The sequence below is a fragment of the Galbibacter orientalis DSM 19592 genome, assembly GCF_000260115.1.
GTDB lineage: Bacteria > Bacteroidota > Bacteroidia > Flavobacteriales > Flavobacteriaceae > Galbibacter > Galbibacter orientalis.
On sequence record NZ_JH651379.1, the window covers coordinates 1,784,979 to 1,803,443 of the forward strand.

15 protein-coding genes are annotated in these 18,465 nt (G+C 31.3%); 2 read left to right on the plus strand and 13 right to left on the minus strand.

Annotation, left to right across the window (positions count from 1 at the left end; all coding sequences use genetic code 11):
* Positions 1 to 53: 53 nt before the first annotated feature.
* Together JOOMADRAFT_RS07890 and JOOMADRAFT_RS07895 are read left to right on the plus strand one after the other, a co-directional pair.
* The gene (locus JOOMADRAFT_RS07890) at positions 54 to 1,913 is read left to right on the plus strand and encodes a M61 family metallopeptidase (protein ID WP_040879616.1); all 1,860 of its coding nucleotides are present in this window, start codon (positions 54 to 56) and stop codon (positions 1,911 to 1,913) included.
* Positions 1,914 to 2,080: 167 nt separating this feature from the next.
* Complete coding sequence (locus JOOMADRAFT_RS07895) at positions 2,081 to 2,944, plus strand: sigma-70 family RNA polymerase sigma factor (RefSeq protein ID WP_008612453.1); 864 nt, start codon at positions 2,081 to 2,083, stop codon at positions 2,942 to 2,944.
* A 661-nt stretch (positions 2,945 to 3,605) separates the two neighbouring features.
* Here the strand turns inward: JOOMADRAFT_RS07895 and JOOMADRAFT_RS07900 are convergent.
* The 13 genes from JOOMADRAFT_RS07900 to JOOMADRAFT_RS07965 all read right to left on the minus strand — a co-directional run bounded on the left by JOOMADRAFT_RS07900 (position 3,606) and on the right by JOOMADRAFT_RS07965 (position 17,730).
* Complete coding sequence (locus tag JOOMADRAFT_RS07900; RefSeq protein WP_008612454.1) at positions 3,606 to 4,706, minus strand: lipid II:glycine glycyltransferase FemX; 1,101 nt, start codon at positions 4,704 to 4,706, stop codon at positions 3,606 to 3,608.
* A 496-nt stretch (positions 4,707 to 5,202) separates the two neighbouring features.
* Entirely contained in the window at positions 5,203 to 5,757 is a 555-nt protein-coding gene (locus JOOMADRAFT_RS07905; protein ID WP_008612455.1) for a GNAT family N-acetyltransferase, read from the minus strand.
* A 231-nt stretch (positions 5,758 to 5,988) separates the two neighbouring features.
* Positions 5,989 to 6,813, minus strand: coding sequence for a hypothetical protein (locus tag JOOMADRAFT_RS07910; RefSeq protein ID WP_008612456.1), 825 nt, complete (start codon positions 6,811 to 6,813; stop codon positions 5,989 to 5,991).
* 641 nt (positions 6,814 to 7,454) lie between these two features.
* Positions 7,455 to 9,299, minus strand: coding sequence for a hypothetical protein (locus tag JOOMADRAFT_RS07920; RefSeq protein WP_008612458.1), 1,845 nt, complete (start codon positions 9,297 to 9,299; stop codon positions 7,455 to 7,457).
* Between the two features lie 852 nt (positions 9,300 to 10,151).
* Positions 10,152 to 10,628, minus strand: a complete 477-nt coding sequence (locus JOOMADRAFT_RS07925; RefSeq protein ID WP_008612460.1) for a phospholipase D-like domain-containing protein — start codon at positions 10,626 to 10,628, stop codon at positions 10,152 to 10,154.
* A gap of 503 nt (positions 10,629 to 11,131) precedes the next feature.
* Complete coding sequence (locus JOOMADRAFT_RS07930; RefSeq protein WP_245547660.1) at positions 11,132 to 11,422, minus strand: DUF3861 domain-containing protein; 291 nt, start codon at positions 11,420 to 11,422, stop codon at positions 11,132 to 11,134.
* Between the two features lie 183 nt (positions 11,423 to 11,605).
* Positions 11,606 to 12,076 (minus strand): hypothetical protein, encoded by a 471-nt coding sequence (locus JOOMADRAFT_RS07935; protein ID WP_008612462.1) that lies wholly within the window; start codon positions 12,074 to 12,076, stop codon positions 11,606 to 11,608.
* A gap of 162 nt (positions 12,077 to 12,238) precedes the next feature.
* On the minus strand, positions 12,239 to 13,075 hold the full coding sequence (blaOXA, locus tag JOOMADRAFT_RS07940; protein WP_008612463.1) for a class D beta-lactamase: 837 nt from the start codon (positions 13,073 to 13,075) through the stop codon (positions 12,239 to 12,241).
* 238 nt (positions 13,076 to 13,313) lie between these two features.
* A complete protein-coding gene (gene abc-f / locus JOOMADRAFT_RS07945) occupies positions 13,314 to 14,900 on the minus strand; it encodes a ribosomal protection-like ABC-F family protein (RefSeq protein ID WP_008612464.1) in 1,587 nt (528 codons plus the stop codon).
* A gap of 526 nt (positions 14,901 to 15,426) precedes the next feature.
* Positions 15,427 to 15,735, minus strand: a complete 309-nt coding sequence (locus JOOMADRAFT_RS07950; protein ID WP_008612465.1) for an antibiotic biosynthesis monooxygenase — start codon at positions 15,733 to 15,735, stop codon at positions 15,427 to 15,429.
* A gap of 13 nt (positions 15,736 to 15,748) precedes the next feature.
* Positions 15,749 to 16,492: a hypothetical protein gene (locus tag JOOMADRAFT_RS07955; RefSeq protein WP_008612466.1), complete on the minus strand. Its 744-nt coding sequence runs from the start codon at positions 16,490 to 16,492 to the stop codon at positions 15,749 to 15,751.
* A gap of 82 nt (positions 16,493 to 16,574) precedes the next feature.
* Positions 16,575 to 16,961 carry a DUF3037 domain-containing protein gene (locus JOOMADRAFT_RS07960; protein ID WP_008612467.1) on the minus strand — a complete coding sequence of 129 codons (387 nt, stop codon included), beginning with the start codon at positions 16,959 to 16,961 and terminating at the stop codon, positions 16,575 to 16,577.
* Positions 16,951 to 17,730 carry a HipA family kinase gene (locus JOOMADRAFT_RS07965; protein ID WP_008612469.1) on the minus strand — a complete coding sequence of 260 codons (780 nt, stop codon included), beginning with the start codon at positions 17,728 to 17,730 and terminating at the stop codon, positions 16,951 to 16,953. The genes JOOMADRAFT_RS07960 and JOOMADRAFT_RS07965 overlap by 11 nt, the downstream gene beginning before the upstream one ends.
* Between the last annotated feature and the right edge of the window lie 735 nt (positions 17,731 to 18,465).

The window sequence follows — 18,465 nt, forward strand, 5'->3', positions numbered from 1 at the left end:
TAACATAACAATAAAAATTAGGTCTTATATAAAAATTTTGATAAATGATACACATGAAGAAAATTGCATTTGCACTTTTGGCTGTTACTATTGTAGCCTGTACACCTAAAGTCAACGATTTAGCAACAAGCAAACCAATAGACGCGTCTATTGATTTAGTAAATGTAACAAACGATATGGTACATGTAACCATCAATCCTGGTAGATTTACTACTGAAAGTATTAATTTTTATATCCCAAAAACTGTTCCTGGAACTTATAGTAATAATAATTATGGTCAGTTTCTAGAAAACGTAACTGCTTACGATTACGATAACAATCCCATGGAAATTTCTAGTGTTGACACCAATACTTGGAAAATAGCAAATGCTACCAATTTTGATAGAATTGAGTACGATGTTAACGATTCTTTTGATACCGAAGCAGAAGTTGAAGAAGCTGTTTTCTCTCCAGCAGGAACAAATATCGAAGCGAATAAGAATTTCTTTCTTAACTTACATATGTTTGTAGGGTATTTTGATAACTTGAAAGAGCATTCCTATTTATTACATTTTACACATCCTACAGGATTTGAAGCTTCTACCTCATTAAATAAAGTAATGTTGAATGACGGTAAAGCAGATACCGATACTTTTATGGCAAACAGATACTTTGAGGTTACAGACAACCCAATTATGTATTCAAAACCAGATTCTGAAAGCTTTTCGGTAAACGATATCGAGGTTACTTTGTCGGTATATTCTCCAAATAAAGTATATTCTGCATTAAGCATTAAGGATGAAATGGAGAAAATGATGAAAGCCCAAAAAACTTTCTTAGGAGATATAAATTCTACAAAAAAATACCATATCCTACTATTTTTAGGAGCAATGGGAGAAGGAGATCCTACTGGATTTGGAGCTTTAGAGCACCATACTAGTACAACCGTTGTGTTACCAGAAACTATGCCTAAAGATGCATTAGTAGAAACGATGACCGATGTAGTCTCTCATGAGTTTTTCCATATTGTAACTCCGCTTACTGTTCATTCAGAAGAGATTCAATATTTTGATTATAACGATCCAAAAATGTCCGAACATTTATGGATGTATGAAGGAGTTACAGAATATTTTGCTAACCTATTCCAAATTAATCAAGGACTTATAGACGAGCAAGCTTTTTATGATAGAATAGCTACTAAAATTCAGAACTCGAAAAGGTATAACGACAGTTTATCTTTTACTAAAATGAGTAAAAATGTTTTAGTAGAACCTTATAAAGACGATTATGCAAATGTTTATGAAAAAGGAGCATTAATTGGAATGTGTATAGACCTTATTATTCGTGAGCAAAGTAATGGTGAAAAAGGAATTTTATGGTTAATGAAAGAACTTTCTAAAGAATATGGCGAAGACAAACCATTTAAAGATAATGAGCTGTTTGATAAAATTGTTTCTTTAACATACCCGGAAGTTGGTAGCTTTTTAAATACTTATGTTGTAGGAGACACGCCTATTAATTACGAAGATTTCTTTGGAAAAGTAGGTTTATCTTTTGAAAGTGAAATGGTAGAAACTGGATTTTTCTTAAACGGACAAATTCCTTTTATTGATGTAAAACCTAGCAACAACGAAATTTTTGTTAGAAATGTCGATTTAAACTCTTCGATGAAAGAAATAGGACTACAAGCAGATGATGTTATAAAATCTGTAAATGGAAAAGACTTTACAGTAGAGGCAATTCGTGAGATCATTATGGGTTCTATGTCTTGGCAAGCAGACAGCGAAGTTATTTTGGTAATTAATAGAGATGGAAAAGAGCTAACGCTTAAAGGAAAAGCAGGAACTCCTAGGATAGAAAACAAAAAACTTACTAAAAAAAGTTCTACAACCCCAGCACAAGATACTTTGCGTAAAGCATGGCTAAAAAGCTAACAAACAATATGTTAATATAACGCAATCATCCCCAAAGGTTTTAAAACTTTTGGGGATTTTCATTTAAAAAATAAAAAATCATTTTTTTTGTAACATTTTATCTCCTAGCTACGTATAATAATCTGTATACCCAAATTCATTCATTTAAAACAATCAGGAGAGAATAGATGAGACAGCTCAAAATTACGAAGCAGGTAACCAATAGAGAAACCGCTTCCCTGGATAAGTATCTTCAAGAAATTGGTAAGGTAGACTTAATTACAGCAGACGAAGAGGTAGAATTAGCACAACGTATTAAGGCGGGAGACCAAATAGCCTTAGAAAAACTTACAAAAGCTAATTTACGTTTCGTGGTTTCTGTTGCAAAACAATACCAAAATCAAGGATTAACTTTACCAGATTTAATTAACGAAGGAAACTTAGGCCTTATCAAAGCTGCACAACGTTTTGATGAAACACGTGGGTTTAAATTTATTTCGTACGCAGTATGGTGGATTCGTCAATCTATCCTACAAGCATTAGCAGAGCAATCGCGTATTGTTCGTTTACCATTAAATAAAATTGGTTCTATTAATAAGATTAATAAAACCTTTGCTTTTTTAGAGCAAGCTCATGAGCGTGTTCCTTCAGCAGAAGAGATTGCAAAAGAACTCGATATGTCTATAAACGACGTAAAAGAGTCTATGAAAAATTCTGGTCGCCATGTATCCATGGATGCTCCTTTAGTAGAAGGAGAAGATTCTAACCTTTACGATGTACTTCGTAGTGGAGAATCTCCAAATCCAGATAAAGACCTTTTACACGAGTCGCTTCGTACCGAAATTGAAAGAGCTTTAGAAACACTTACGCCTAGAGAAGCAGATGTTATTAGACTTTATTTTGGTTTAGGAGATCAACATCCAATGACTTTAGAAGAAATTGGAGAAACTTTTGATCTTACAAGAGAGCGTGTTCGTCAAATTAAAGAAAAGGCTATCAGAAGATTAAAACATACTTCTAGAAGTAAAATTCTAAAAACCTATTTAGGTTAATCATATTTAGCTTATTTTTTTGTAATTTTAAGTGTAGAGATTAAAATTTTATAAAAATATATACAGTAACAACAGTTTATCATAACTGTTCGTTTTTTGATTGATGAATAAACTCCGGCTGATTACCGGAGTTTTTTTGTTGGAAAAGGTTGGGAGTCGGAAGATTAAGATTTAAAGATTGAAAGATTGAAGGATGGAAGTCGGGAGACCGAAGTCGGGAGATTTTATTTATTTCACAAATCCACATTTCCAAATCTTCAAATTAGCACATATACAACTTTGCCTCTTTGAACCTTTGCACCTTTGCATCTTCGAGTTAAAAAGTTATGTTGTTATAAAGTTACGATGTTACGATGAAAAAACTGCCAACTGAATACTTATTAGCTTCCGACTTCGGTCTTCGGACTTCCGACTTTTTTTCTCATATTTACAACTTTGCCTCTCTGAATCTTTGAACCTTTGTCACTTTGAGTTGAAAGTAAAAAGTTATGTTGTTATGAAGTTACGATGTTACGATGAAAAAAACTGCATACTGTAACTGCCAACTGAATACTTCCGTCTTCGGTCTTCGGACTTCCGACTTTTTTCTCACATATACAACTTTGCCTCTCTGCACCTTTGAACCTTTGCCCCTTCAACTAAAAAAACTACATACTCAGTACTAAGAAGTACTCATTTCTTGTAACCTAAACAAATCGTAGGCTTTTTGATTGAAAGGATAATCCCAACATCCCATTCTATGAAATAAATCGCCTCCAAACCCTTTTTTATAAACATGAACTCCTCTTAGTGGGTGCGAATCGTTTAAATTGGGAGCAGAACCAAACATATCGTATTCCGTACATCCCCAGTCTTTAGCTACTTTTATAGATTCCCATTGTAGGGCATAACTCGCCAATTTGTTATGTGTAGAAGAAGCGCCATAGAGGTAATTCCCACGTTTATTAGACAAAACCAAAAACATAGAAGCTAGAAATTCCCCATCTTGGTGTGCCATTAACATCTTTACATTCACCCCATTTTTATGGTTGTCTTGATTGGTTAAAATACGTTTAAAATAATCTTCATTCTGTAATGCCATATTATGGCGTTTCGAAGTTTCTAAATACAATGCATACCAATTGCTAATATGCTCCACACCATATTCCTGCACTTCAATTCCCTTTTTATTGGCTTGTCGGATGTTATAGCGGGTATTATAGCGCATATTATATAGGAGCGTTTCTTTTTTTTGCTGAAGGTCTAAAAAGAAAGTATTCTTAGGAAGCACGTCACTCGGACTCTTACGGAGGTTCCATTCCGAAGTTTTGTAATTTACTCTAAATTCCTGAATTCTACTTTGTGGTGGCCCATTCCAATTTCCCGAAGCATCAAAATATTCTTCTTCCTTAGCCCATTGGTTTTCCCAAATTAAATCGTAACGGATAAACATACAATTCTCTGGTAGATGTGGTTTTATAGTCTCTGAAAGTTCTTCTAAAAACACCCCCTGATTCTCAATAGTAGGTTCCAATTTAGGGCCATAAGGTACATAGGCGTAGCAAAAACTATCATTAATATATTTTATAAGCACCAATAAATCGTCTTGAGTTTTTGAGAGTCCGCTAGTTGAGGTTCCTAAAATATCTTTAGAAATAGTAACTTCAAACCCATTAGGAATAAATCCCTGTTGGTCTTTTAACCTTCCCCAATACGGTGTTTGAGGTAAAATATTTGTTGGTTTGATATCTTCAATCTCCTTTTTCGCTACAGTACAAATCATCCAAAAAAATTTCGTGCAAAACTAAAAAAAGTGTTTGGAGTATTAAAATTATAAGCAAATGTTTTTGAGTTGAAAATTAGTTAGTTAGGGGGTGGAAGAAGTCGGGAGTCCGAAGACGGAAGATTAAGATTTAAGAATTTAAAAATTTAAAGATTGAAAAAGTCGGAAGTCCGAAGTCAGGAGACGGAAAATTAAAAAATTCGACAATTGACACAATAACAACTTTGCCTCTCTGCACCTTTGCATCTTTGAGTTAAAAAACTATGCTGTTATGAAGTTACGATGTTACGATAAAAAAAACTACACACTGTAACTGCCAACTGAACACTTCTGTCTTCCGACTTCCGACTTTTTTTTCACATTTCCAAATCTTCAAATTAGCACATTTACAACTTTGCTTCTCTGCACCTTTGAATCTTTGCATCTTTTATGTTGAAAGTAAAAAAGTAAAAAGTTTTGTTGTTATGAAGTTACGATGTTACGATGAAAAAACTGCCTACTGTTTACATCCGACTTCGGACTCTAAGATTGCGTATTCGTAATTGTCAGACCAGCCTGATTTAAGGGGTAATACTTGTCTACGATGTCCTTCTCTTATCATGCCTACTTTTTCTAAAACTTTAATAGAACCAATATTGTTGATTGCACAACCTGCTTCTATTCGATGTAATTTAAGAGTTTTAAATCCGAAGTTTATTACAGCTTTTAAAGATTCAGAAGCGTATCCTTTCTTCCAATAATTGGAATGTATTTTATACCAAACTTCTGCTCTTTTATATTTTGTACTCCCAAGTTTAAGTCCAAATAAACCAATAAAATCTCCATTAGAAATAAGATCAATTGCAAAAGTGTAATTCTTTATTTCAGGTAATTGATTGTTCGTAATCCAAGGTTCAATTATGGATTTGGTTTCTTCAATATTTTCGGGAATCCCCAACGCATTGTATTCATCTGTTTCTGGTAGGGAATGTAAATTATGGATTGACTCTAAATCTGTTAATTCAATCAATCTTAATTTTAATCTATCAGTAGATATTTCAGTTCGATTCATTTTTTTACTAAACTCCTAATTTAGGAAATAAAAACTGAATATACAGTCTATTATGGATTTAGGGGCTAGCGGAGAGCAACCAATTCCTTGTAGTTAACAATTCTAGCACATTTTCAATTCATCTTTATAATTTAACATAAAAATTTAAAATTTAACGACCTTGAGAAAAGTACCTAAATCTATATGACTTCAGATATTCGCGCTATTTTTATAACATTGTAAGCAGTTTTTCTACATCGCTGTAACTGAGTTCGCTAATCTTTTTTCATTTCCAATTAGGGTTGTGTAATAACGTTGTTCAATCCCATATAATAATTGTTTAAGATTTTCTTCTGTTCCAATTGTAAAGCATTCATCATCATCTGAAAACTCCAATTCATCACAATATTCCTTAATATAACCATATATTGAATTTCTTTGTGTAGGATTGAAATTATTAAAGGTGTCTATCGCCATTGCAATTCTTTTTCTATTCGCTTTTTTAACTTTTGTAGCATCATAATCACCCACGAGGTTTATAAAATTATTTTCCAAAAAAGTTTCTGTGTCAGCTTGCGTTGCCTCCCTGTAAAGTTCTTCGATACCCGTAAATATAGTTGTGATAGATGTCAATTTTTTGAAATACAATATGTCATCAGTTTTGTCATAAATAGCATCGGCTATATCCTTAATTACGATAATTGGATTTTCTGAATGTAGTTCGGGTTCGTTGTTTAATGGAAACCATTTTCTATTTATAGTTTGACTTTTCGATAATTTTTGAAAAAAGTAATACCTGTTATTCTGATAGGAACATAGATAACTTAACTTTGAATAGTCTGCATTAACGATTTGATTGTATTCTGCTGAATTGAAATCTTTTGTTAAGAAATCTATTATATAATCTGTTTCAGAAAATCCGCCAATTGCAAACCATTCATCATCTTCTAATTTGTAATCGGTATCATATTCATGAGGATTGTCTAAATCATAAGGTAAATCAAATACATTTTCATCAGACATTATTTTAATAAATTGTCCGTTCTGTCGTGATTTTTTTGCAAGTAAATGGTTCATAGTTATTTGGTTAAATCTATAAATGTAAAATCGTTAATTCTTCTTAACTGTTCAAATTCCGTATTCTTTGGATCTTTTAAAATTCTGCGGGTAATAATGAAAATCTTTATTTCATTCGTGGTTGTCAAATAGTAGAAATGATACTTGAATATTAAAAAAAGCGGATTAAAATACAATGTTTGAGATAAAAATGTAAAAACAAACAGAATTGCAAATACAAAAATCAATGTATCAACATATGGTACGCTTAATGCAACAAAGAAGTACCCTAAATAACTGGGCAAAAAAGCATTATTAGCTTGCTCAATACTTTTTATCGTTCCTAAAGAGATATTGTCTTTGCTTAAAAATTTCGCAATTAGAAGGCTTATAAAAGTTAAGAAAATTGGGATTAGAAAATACAGAACATAGGAAACGTAATTAGGAAGTCCAAACAGGTAGCAATTCAAATTATTAAGCAGAACTTCTACTTTCACGAGATATACTACAATGATTAAAGATGTTGCGTTGAAAGTCAATAAAAGCCTATAAATAAAATTCATTTTTTATGTTTATTGGTTTGGTTAAATTGCTTACAACTCTCAAATATAACCAATCATCAAAGAATCACTTTGTGGAATTACTCATTTACAGCAGCTTAATTATTTACTTAATGCTTTTATTATTCTTTCTTCATTAATTACAATATCTCTAAATAATACATGTGGAAATTCTTGATATTTAGAATCTTTAAATGTTTCGAATATTTTGGAAAGCGTAGAGGCCGTTAAAAGTGATAAATTCATTTCAGTATCCATTTCGCAATCATAAACAAAGTCATCACTAAATTCAGGGGCAATAAGTAAGATTTTAACAATTCTTAGATTGTTTTTCAAGGCTAAGTTTTGATATGATTTTAATTGTCTCGAAACTGTACTAAACTTATTATATCCTTTTTCTTTTATTGTTTTACATTCAACAATAATTATTTCATCATTACCTAAATTCAAAAGTATATCCATGATATCCTTTTTTGTATTCAATTGACTTTTAAATTTATCATCAACATGAAACCCTAAGCCTTTAAATATAACTTTTGTAAGTTCCTCAAATTTTAATCCTAATTCACTTTCTTTTACAGTTATTCCATTCTCTTTTAATAGATTTAAATTTCTATAGCCAACATTAGCATAGTTCTCGAGATATAAATTTTCAACATCTTTATAATGATCAAGGATGTTTAATATATCATCTCCACGTTGTTTAATTCCATTATCTTTAACGAATTTGGAAAGATTTGGCTTTGTTATTAAATCTAAGATGTCTCTAGGTTTTATATTGTAGTCAAGTAAATAATCTGCGCTCAGAACAAATTCATCTTGTAACTCAAATTGTTCTTTTAGTTCTTTGTTAAGTGTGGGAATTGAAACATTGAGTTCTGAAAGCATTTTATCAAAACCGTCTATTGAGATACCAACTTTCTCATCTTTTTCGATAGTTTCGAAATGAGTTATTAAACTTTTAATTTTATCCTCTAGTGTACTTCCCTTTAAATTGGGAATATTTAGTCCTTTCTCACAAAGTTCATTGAGCGTTTTTTTCTTCTCGGTAAGATTAGTTCCTTCTTTATATATTTCATTTGTAAGTAAATCTGTGAAAGAAATCCCTACTTTAATTATTTGTTCTATTTTTTGTGAATGAGTTAATTTTCTTTCAATGTTATGCTCTTTAGCAATTTGATTGATTATAGGCTCCCTTAATAATTTTAGTGTTCTTCTATAAAACTTCTCTGCTACTTCTTTTTCCCTAACCTTTCTTAAAAGTCTAACCATCTCGTCCGCAACCAAAATTGTATTTTCCTTTTTTGAGTAGAATACAACGCCAAGATTCTTTAAATTGTTAATAACATCTAGAATATCTGCTTTCTTGATGGGAAGAATGGAATAGTTAATTAACTTGATTTCTTCTTGCGAAAGACCTAACTGTTTTGATAAAGTCAATATTATAGATAATTCATCAGAGGTAATTTTTGCATCCCTATTATTTGTAATATCATTAGTGTATGCAGTAGATAAACACGCTTTATATATGCGATAATCTCTTTTTCTAGTATCACTTAATTCCGATTTCTCCTTTTCTAATTCTGATATAAGGTTCTTTGTCTTAACTTTTAAGTTTTTGATTTCGATTTCATATAATCTAGAAAACCAATCTTGTTTCATTAAGCAATTTCCATCTCGAATTATAATATCAATTAAGATGTCTAATTGAGAATTAGCTTCTTGGAATTCAGACTTAAGATGCTCTGTGAATTCTGATGAGATTAAGCTAAATATATTTGATACATTTTGATTATCAACAGATTTAAGCCCCTTGTCGGATGAACTTAAAATTTTATCAATCTCTTTTGAGTTTTTAGGGTTCTTAGAAATAATATGATCAATGATTTTTATAAAAGAGTTCTTTTCAATAGAACCAAGTTTATCAAGTATCTTTTCCAGTTTCATAAGTTTCTATTTATAACTTCATCAAAGGATTAACAACAAATAATATATAGGATATGCTTTTGTTTTCTCAAACTTATACATTCAAATAATGGAAGCCTTACGGAATTCCTCATTTACAACAGATTAAAGAAATAAATAGTCCTCAAACACTTATAGAATGATACTTTAGCGCTATAGGGGGTATTTTCCCTTTTTTGTTGGAAGTGGAAAAGTCGGGAGACGGAAGATTAAGATTGAAAGATTGAAGGATTGAAAGAAGTTGGGAGTCAGAAACTAATAAGAATAAAGAGCATAGAATAGATTTTGCATTCTTGACTCTTGATTCCTGATTCTTTGATTGAAAATGTACGCCTACTGAACTGAACACTGCATTCTGTCTTTCGACTTCAGACTTTTTTCTCACATTTCCAAATCTTCAAATTAGCACATTTAGCATACTAAAACTCCATTTAGGTCAAAAGATGTCCCGTTTGGGTGTTTTAATGATGTTTATGGTTAAAAGATATATAATTAGTAGTGTTGCAATCATAATTTTAATTAATGTGTTTATAATTTTAGTCGTTTTGCCTTAAATTATGGGTGCGAGCCTCCAAATTATAGTTATCGGACTTAAAAGCATCTTTAAAACACGCAAACGGGATATTAAATAACCGTATCGCATCTATCTTTAATCCTAGCAGCTTATTAGCATGCTTAAACAGTGTTATGGAGGACTTGAATTCTTTAAGTTAAACCCTAAACTTTTAGGGATAATACCTAAAAAATTAGGGAGACAACTCAAAAAAATAAGCATGTCCCCTAATAATATAGAAGTACATGCTTATTGTATGGATTCCGTGTTATAAAATCAGACTATGAGCTGGAATCGGGGTCTTGTGTTTTTTTAGTTCTTGGGAAAAACTGCTTTAAATCGGCCACTTTCTCTGTGAATCCGTTTGCGCCAGCACCTTTTTTATATTGTGCATGACTATAATCTAACAGGGCATCATGGTAATTATCGTAATCATGCAGCGTTTTGGTACTTTCCATTTGGTATGCTATACTTTTAAGTCGCTCTAAAGTACTTTCCAAAAATTCACGCGACTCAAAATCGCTTTTAAATTCTACCCAATCCACATCGGCAGTGCTAAGAGTAGGGGAGCGTTTGTAATAATCGTAAATCTTATTTACTAATAATTTATTTTGCTCGTTAATAGAACCATATTTAATACGTTCCTCTTCAGTAAGTGCTATTAATTTGTCTTTAATAAGGTCTTCTAATTGTCCAACTGCTGTGCTAATAGCTGTTACATCCTCCGGACTTAAATTTGAACTAATTACATTTCTCATTATTCTTCGTTTTATGATTAATCTAATAAATGTATAGCTTTAATTCTATAATCAGTTCAACAAGTGCGTTTTTAATTTCTATTTTATAGAAAATAAGTTTACATAAAAAGAAGTCGGAAGGTTAAGATTTTAAAATTGAAAGATTGAAGGATTGAAAGATTGAAAAAGTCCGAAGTCGGGAGTTGGAAGGAAGCAAGAATAAAGAGCATAGAATAGATTTTTGCATTCTTGACTCTTGATTCTTGACTCTTGATTGAAAAGAGAGAAGTTGGAAGTCTGAAGCCCGAAGTAAAAAGTTACGCTGTTATGGAGTTACGCTGTTACAAAGAAAAAAACTGCTTATTGAACATTGAACACTGCATCTGTCTTCAGACTTCGGACTTCCGACTTTTTTCTCACAATCACAACTTTGCTTCTCTGCACCTTTGAACCTTTAAGCTGAAAGTAAAATGTTATGCTGTTATGAAGTTACGATGTTGCGATGAAAAAAAACTGCCTACTGCCTAACTACTTTTTAATTTCTTCATGAACTTTTGAATTTCTGGGGAGAGCTCAGAAAAAAGTTCATTCTTTCTATTTTTAAGCATTACTTCTGTAAAGAGTTTTAGACCGATAGCAAATTCTATAGATTGATTCTCGTTTTCAAATAGATTTTTCTCTTTTATAAGCTCTATAATATGAAAGACTTCGTCATGATTTTCAAATTCTATTTCCAAGGATTTATCCTGTTTTTTATCATCATTGGTTGTTTGAAGCTGAGTTAGTTTTAAAGAATACTTGTTTGTTTTTTTCATCATTTAATCTTTAAACAATTAATGGAGTTTTTGATATCTTTTTAAGAAAATTTAAACGCTTTAATAGATTGTTTATGTACTATTAATTACAAGACTTTAACCTTATTTCTTCAAAGATACCCATTTAGTAGGTAATTTCTTATTTCAGATTATTTTTTAGAATAGGAGAGGTGTTTGCTATAATTATTCTTCATTTGCGACCCAAGTGTTGGTGGTAAAATCAAACGTAAGAGATAAGGTGTTTCCTACTGAATTATTAACCTTTTCCAATTTATCTACTACTGTATCTTGACCAGATATTTTTGTGAGTTTTGTGCTAATTAAGCTTATATTATCGGAAATAGGAGTAATTTTTATTCCTACTACTTTGTATTCTTTTACCATTCTCGAATCAACAGTAATGGTTTCATCACAACAATTTATACCAGAATAAGTTAATACTTCTTCCTGTAGCTGGTCTTTCTCATCTGTTGTAATAAAAGTAGCTTCAAATTCATAGGGTAAATCGGCGCCCGTAGATTCAACATTGAAGGCAAGTTCATAATCATCAAATTGAGATAAATCAACTTCCTTATTTTTATTGATACTATCATCAGAAGAACATGAGATTGAAAAAAATAATATGGCTAGAACTAGTAGACTTTTAATTTTCAAATTGATTGATTTTTAAATCCCTCGCGGATTTGTCCCGAGGTAGTTAATTGAATACTAAATATCGGGATTTTTGAACGAATAGGGAAATAATGTACTATAAACTTTTATTTTTTTCTAAGCTTTTCCCACATTTATCTGTAAGAAATACTCCCGTTATATGGTTTATTTTATTATTTTCATTTGTTTTAATGCTGTATAAGTCACCTCTTTTCTAATGCTTGGAAACAGATCCATATTAAACTGTTGTTTAGGCGCTACATTTGTTGCAAAAAAATAGCTATTGTTTTGAACTTCCACATATCCAACAAACCAACCATTATTGTTTCCATTACTAATAGACCAGCCTGTTTTACCACTAATTTTATAGTGGTTGTTAGTCTCCATAACTATCATTTGTTTTATAATCGACTCTGTCCGCTTAGAAATAGGGAGTTTAGATTGATAAAGCCTTTTTAAAAAGTCTATTTGTTCAAACTGATTAATTCGCGATTCTCCTTCTAGCCAGAAAGAATCAATGTTTGTAGCATCAACTTTTATAGCTCCATATTCAAATTTCTTTAGATACTCGGACATTCTTTTAGCCCCAATTTCTCTCGCTACTTCTTGATAGCAAGGTACACATGAATAATGAAAAGCCTCTTTGAAAATTAAATCTTGCTCCCAGCTTTTAAGAAATCTTTCTTCTCCGTTCCATTCAAAAAGAGTACTATCATTTTCAACAACACCCGTTTCTATTGCTATGATTGAATTGGGGATTTTGAAGGTAGAAGCTGGTAATTTTCCTTTTTTTGCCCATTTAAAATTATTAGAATAATATTTGTCCTCCTTAAGATCGTAGATTACAATAGAACCTTTAATAGCAGCCGAATCGATAATAGTTTGAAATTCTGGAATTATAACCTCACGTTCAGCAGAATTATTATTTGTATTAGAAGATTTCTTCTTATCTGTACAAGAAAGAAAGAGGATGAACGCTGATAGAATATAAAGTAATTTCATTTTTTTATAATGGTGATAGGGTTGAAAAATACTGAACCTTAGTTACCTATTGCTTTACTCGATAATCGAAATTTGAATGTTCCAAAGTCTGTCCTGAGTTTACCGAAGTGCTTGCCCCGAGGTAGTTTACTTAATCATTCCTTTTCAAAATTAATGAAGAAAAAGGTTTTATACTAGTTATTATAAATTCTTAATTAGCTTTTAGATTTGACGGTCAATTTATTTAAATTATTCCTTTTCAAAGTTTAATTATCCGATTTATATTTATTTGTTCTAAAAGTGTTTCATCGTGCGAGACAATAATCAATGTACCTTGATACTCATTAATTGCAGCTGTTAGAATTTCTATATTTTGAAGATCAAGGTTATTCGTAGGCTCATCAAGGATAATTATATCGGGTGATCGATTGCTAATTGTCAAACAACAAATCATTAATCGCATTCTTTCTCCGCCACTTAAAGCGCTAATAGGTTTGTCCCATTCGTTTTTAGTAAATAAAAATCGGTTGAGTCTTATTTTTATCTCGTGTTCTTGTAAAGTAGACGAATTGAATTGTTGAGATTGCTCGAAGACGTTCAATTTATTATCAAGCAAAGAATAATCTTGATCTATATAAACCGAACTATTTTCTGCTCTTTTGATGTTTCCTAATTGAGTTTCTAGCGTTCCTAAAATCAATTTGATTAGCGTTGTTTTTCCTGAGCCGTTTTTTCCTTTCAGAGCAATGCGTTCACCACTAATTATTTGGAAATTGAGATCTTTCTCCCAAAGCTTATTTGTATTGTATTTAAAATTGATATTAGTTGCTGTAAACAAAATTTTTCCTTTGTGTAAAGATGAATCTTCAAAGCCAAATTTCATTTTATCAATATCGGATAATGTTGAACGAAAGTTTTGCAATTCTTTAGAAATACCATCAACTTTTTCAGCATGAATTCCTTTCATTTTTGAGGTACTATTTTCAGCATTGTTTCGCAAAGTATTCATCATAATTCGGGAAACCCCAGATTTCTCCTGTTTGCCTTTTCCTCGCCTGTCTAACTTTTGTTGACGCTCCAATGTTTCTCTTTCCTTTTCTTTGGCTTTTTTTAATGCTTTTTCTTTACTCTGAATATTATTACTTAAAGCATTGTTTTCTATCTGTTTTTGCGCTGTATAAAATTCATAGTTTCCACCATATACTTTAATAGCATTTTTACTTAATTCGGCAACTTTATTTAAAAGGTTTAATAATTTTCTGTCATGGCTAACAATAACCAAAGTACTTTTTGTAGACTGAATAAAATTATATAAAAGTTGCCTCCCTGTAGCATCTAAATGATTGCTGGGCTCATCGAGTAAAATAAATTTTGGTTGATGGATTAGAATACCTGCGAGAAAAACTTTTGTTTTTTGTCCGCCACTTAAAGATTTTATAGGTGATGATATGTTTAAATCACTGATATTCCAATATTTTAATGCTTCTTTGTAGCGGTCTTCAATTGTCCAATCATCATTCAATATGTTGAAATTTTCTTCAGAAGTATTTCCATTTAAAATTTCTCGAAAAGCATTTAATTTTTTATGAATCCGTAATGCTTCAGCAATTGTTAAATGATTGTATTGTCCAAAAATCTGAGGAATATAATAAGGCTCGGATTCTATTTGTAAATGTCCTTCTGCATATTGTAATTCTCCAGCAACTATTTTTAGTAATGTTGATTTTCCTGTTCCGTTGTTACCGATTAAAGCTATCTTTTCTTGGGCATTTACTGTGAGATTAATTTCTGAAAACAGCAAATCTTTGTTGGGATGTGTATATGAAAGTTGTTGTATAGTCAACATAATTTCTTTCTTTAAAGATTAAATAATGAAACAAACCGTATTGCAGCTTGTTTTCTTTAAATAGTTTGAAAGAAATTATTTTTCACATATTGTTTTTAATTAAGGCATCAAATTTACAAATTATTTTTTTTATAATGCCATTCTCTATCTATTGCAAAATTAAAAACCACAATGTGAGAGTCGTAAGTAGCACTCAGACAAATTGTATAATTAAATGTAGATTCATTAGAAATGGAAAGTAGGAGTGTAGTATTGAATTCTCTAATTTTTGCACCTGGATTAGCAAATTCATTTGTAGGAATAAACTGAAAATCTGAATTTAAAAAGTTGTTTTCAACTTTTACGCTATCTGGACAATTGTTCTATTCAAAATATACAGTTTTGTATGAAATGTCTAAATTACTGATTAGTTGTATTAAACATACTATAAGATTCAACTTGTCTAGAAAAGATAGAACTCCTAACATTTATATAATTTATTAGATACTATGTTTATTAGTTCAACTAAATGAAATGTCAAAAAATATCATTTTCTTTTTGGTAAAAATTCGTACTCATAAAATGTCTCTCGAACTGGTTTGAAAACTTCTATTTTTTTTGAAATTTTAGATTTAGAAACAATTTCTTGAGCAAATTTTTCAAATTCTTCTTTTGATTCCCAAGTAGCATAATTAATTACAGTGCTTTTATCTTCATTGGTAATAATTTGAGAAGATATAAAACCAGGGGAAGGACTTACCTCTGTTGCAAAAAAAATCTTAATTAGTGAAATTAGAAATTGAAAATCATCTTTCTGTATTTCGAAACGAACTAGAACGCAATATGTTTTTTTCATTGTAATTGCTTTCTTAGATGTTATTACTTTTTAATAGAAATCGAGATATTGCATTCTCTTTTATTAAGTCATTTGTATATTTTGTGATTGAATCAGAAATTAATTCTGGAGATGCTAGTTGTAAAAATCTTAGTGTTTTGTCTTTTTGAGGAGTAACTAGTACTGTTTTTCCAAAATTCAAATCAAAAAGTTTTGTGTTTATAATTGCATATGCTGTATTATCTGCTGTTTTAAATGCCAAATAGTCAATTCTGTTATTTTTTGTTTTGAAAAATCCCTGTCCTAGATAATCAGGATGATTTCTTGATAAAACAAGGCTCTGGTTGTTGTTGTTGATTGTGTCGGTTAAAACAATTATTTGAAAAAATATTTCATCTTTTTTGTTGTTTAATCTGTTTTTATTCAGTTCATTTTGCCCAATAAAAAAACTGTTCATTAAGAGTGTTTTGTCTTTTAATTTAAACACTCCCGATTTATTACCCAATCCTTTAAAGCTTTCCTCTCCTAATAAGCTGTACTTTGGAACTGGATAAGCTCCTAATTCAAATGGGCCGAAATCTCCAATTTCAATCAATTGCTTGTCATTTTCAAGCATTTCCATATCCCAAGTCATAGAGTCTTTAGTATTGTTTATATGTTTAAGCCTTTTAGTTTTAGACCATTTGTTATTGCTTTTTTCTACTGATTGGTTTTTAGAACAAGCTATAAGTAAAATTATAAATAGGGAGGTAATAATTCTATTTCGCATAGTTTTCATTTAAAAAGTAATTTTATTTTTTTGCCTAAAGCCTAAAGCCTAAAGCCTAAAGCCTAAAGCCTAAAGCCTACTGCCTTCATGCCTACAACACATACTTCTCAAAAATATCTTGTAAAACTTCTTGAGGGTTGGCGTTACATAGTCCTGGATGTGGTTTGGAGCTTTGAATAATAGTACTTCTAGAAGCAACTAGCCAACGGAATCTATCGGATATTTCTAACTTTCCAATAGCACCCCCAGCAGGAGCCCCTTGACAAATAAGTTCCCACGATTTTAGATAATCTTCAAGGAAATTGACATCCAATTCTTCAGAAAAAGCCTTTAATTTATTCGTGTCAATATGGTATTTTACTTGTAGGTATTTTTTACTTTTCGAAAAAAGTATGACCCCAACATTAAAGAATTCTTCCCGTTCTACTTTTGGAACAACTCTAATAATTGCATATTCATATTTTACTCTATCTTGCATCGTTCGCCTCGTTTACTAATGAATCAATTTTTGAAAGTTTAGTAGTTATAAATTTAATATAAGCTACTCTCATTTCGTTTGGAGTTAATGTATCAGACTCGCTTAACAACCAGTCTTCAGGAATTAGAGATACAATTTCTTTAATTTTTTCTTCGGTTAATAGTTTTTTTATTTCTTCGGATGCTACTTCAAGCATAGTAGCACGCTCCAAAAGTACGTGGTCTTTTATAAGTGGGAAAGTTCTGGTAAGATGATTTTCCCATTGTTGCCAATTATGATGAAAATAAAAACTGGCACCATGGTCTATAAGCCACAATTCTTTATTCCAATTTAATAGATTGGTGTTTTTATGAGTACGATCTATATTGCTAATAATACTGTCCAAAAGCACTATTTTAGAAACTGTCATTTCATCAGAAATAGGAACGAGGGGATCGTAAGTAATAGCGGTAGATAAAAAGTGAAGTCCCAAATTTAAACCAACACTATATTTTAGTAAGTCTTGAATCTCTTCATCGGGTTCGGTTTTACTAAACGAATCATCAAGATTCATAAAAACTAGTTCAGGGACTTTTAAGCCAATAGCACGTGCTATTTCTCCACCTAGCAATTCGGCAATGAGGGCTTTTTTTCCCTGCCCTGCGCCTCTAAATTTTAGTACATACAGGAAATCATCATCTGCTTTTACAATAGCAGGAAGCGATCCACCCTCTCGTAAGGGCTTTATGTATTGAAGTACATCTACAGTACGAATTTCAATTTTACTCATTTTCAAATTTACATATTTGAGTCGGAAGTTTTGGAAGTTGAAAGTTGAAAGTTTGTAAAGTAAAAAAGTTATGTTGTTATGAAGTTACGATGTTACGTAAAAAAAACAGGGAAGGAGTTGGAAGGTTAAGATTTTAAGATTGAAGGATTGAAAGATTGAAAGATTGAAAAAGTCAGAAGTCGGAAGTCCGAAGTCGGGAGTTGGAAGTTGGAAGGAAGCAAGAATAAAGAGTATAGAATAGATTTTTGCATTCTTGACTCTTGATTCCTGACTCTTTGATTGAAAATGTACGCCTTGAACATTGAACACTGCATTCTGTCTTCCGACTCCCGACTTTCTTTCTCACATTTTCAAATCTTCAAATTAGCACAATCACAACTTTGCCTCTTTGCACCTTTGAACCTTTGCCACTTTGAGTTAAAAAGTTATGTTGTTATGAAGTTACGATGTTACGTAAAAAGAACAGGGAAGGAGTTGGAAGGTTAAGATTTTAAGATTGAAATATTGAAGGATTGAAAGATTGAAAAAGTCAGAAGTCAGAAGTCCGAAGTCGGGAGTTGGAAGTTGGAAGGAAGCAAGAATAAAGAGAAGAGAATATAGATTTTTGCATTCTTGACTCTTGATTCCTGACTTTTTGATTGAAAATGTACGCCTTGAACATTGAACACTGCATTCTGTCTTCAGACTTCCGACTTTTTTTCACAATCACAACTTTGCTTCTTTGCTTCTTTGCAC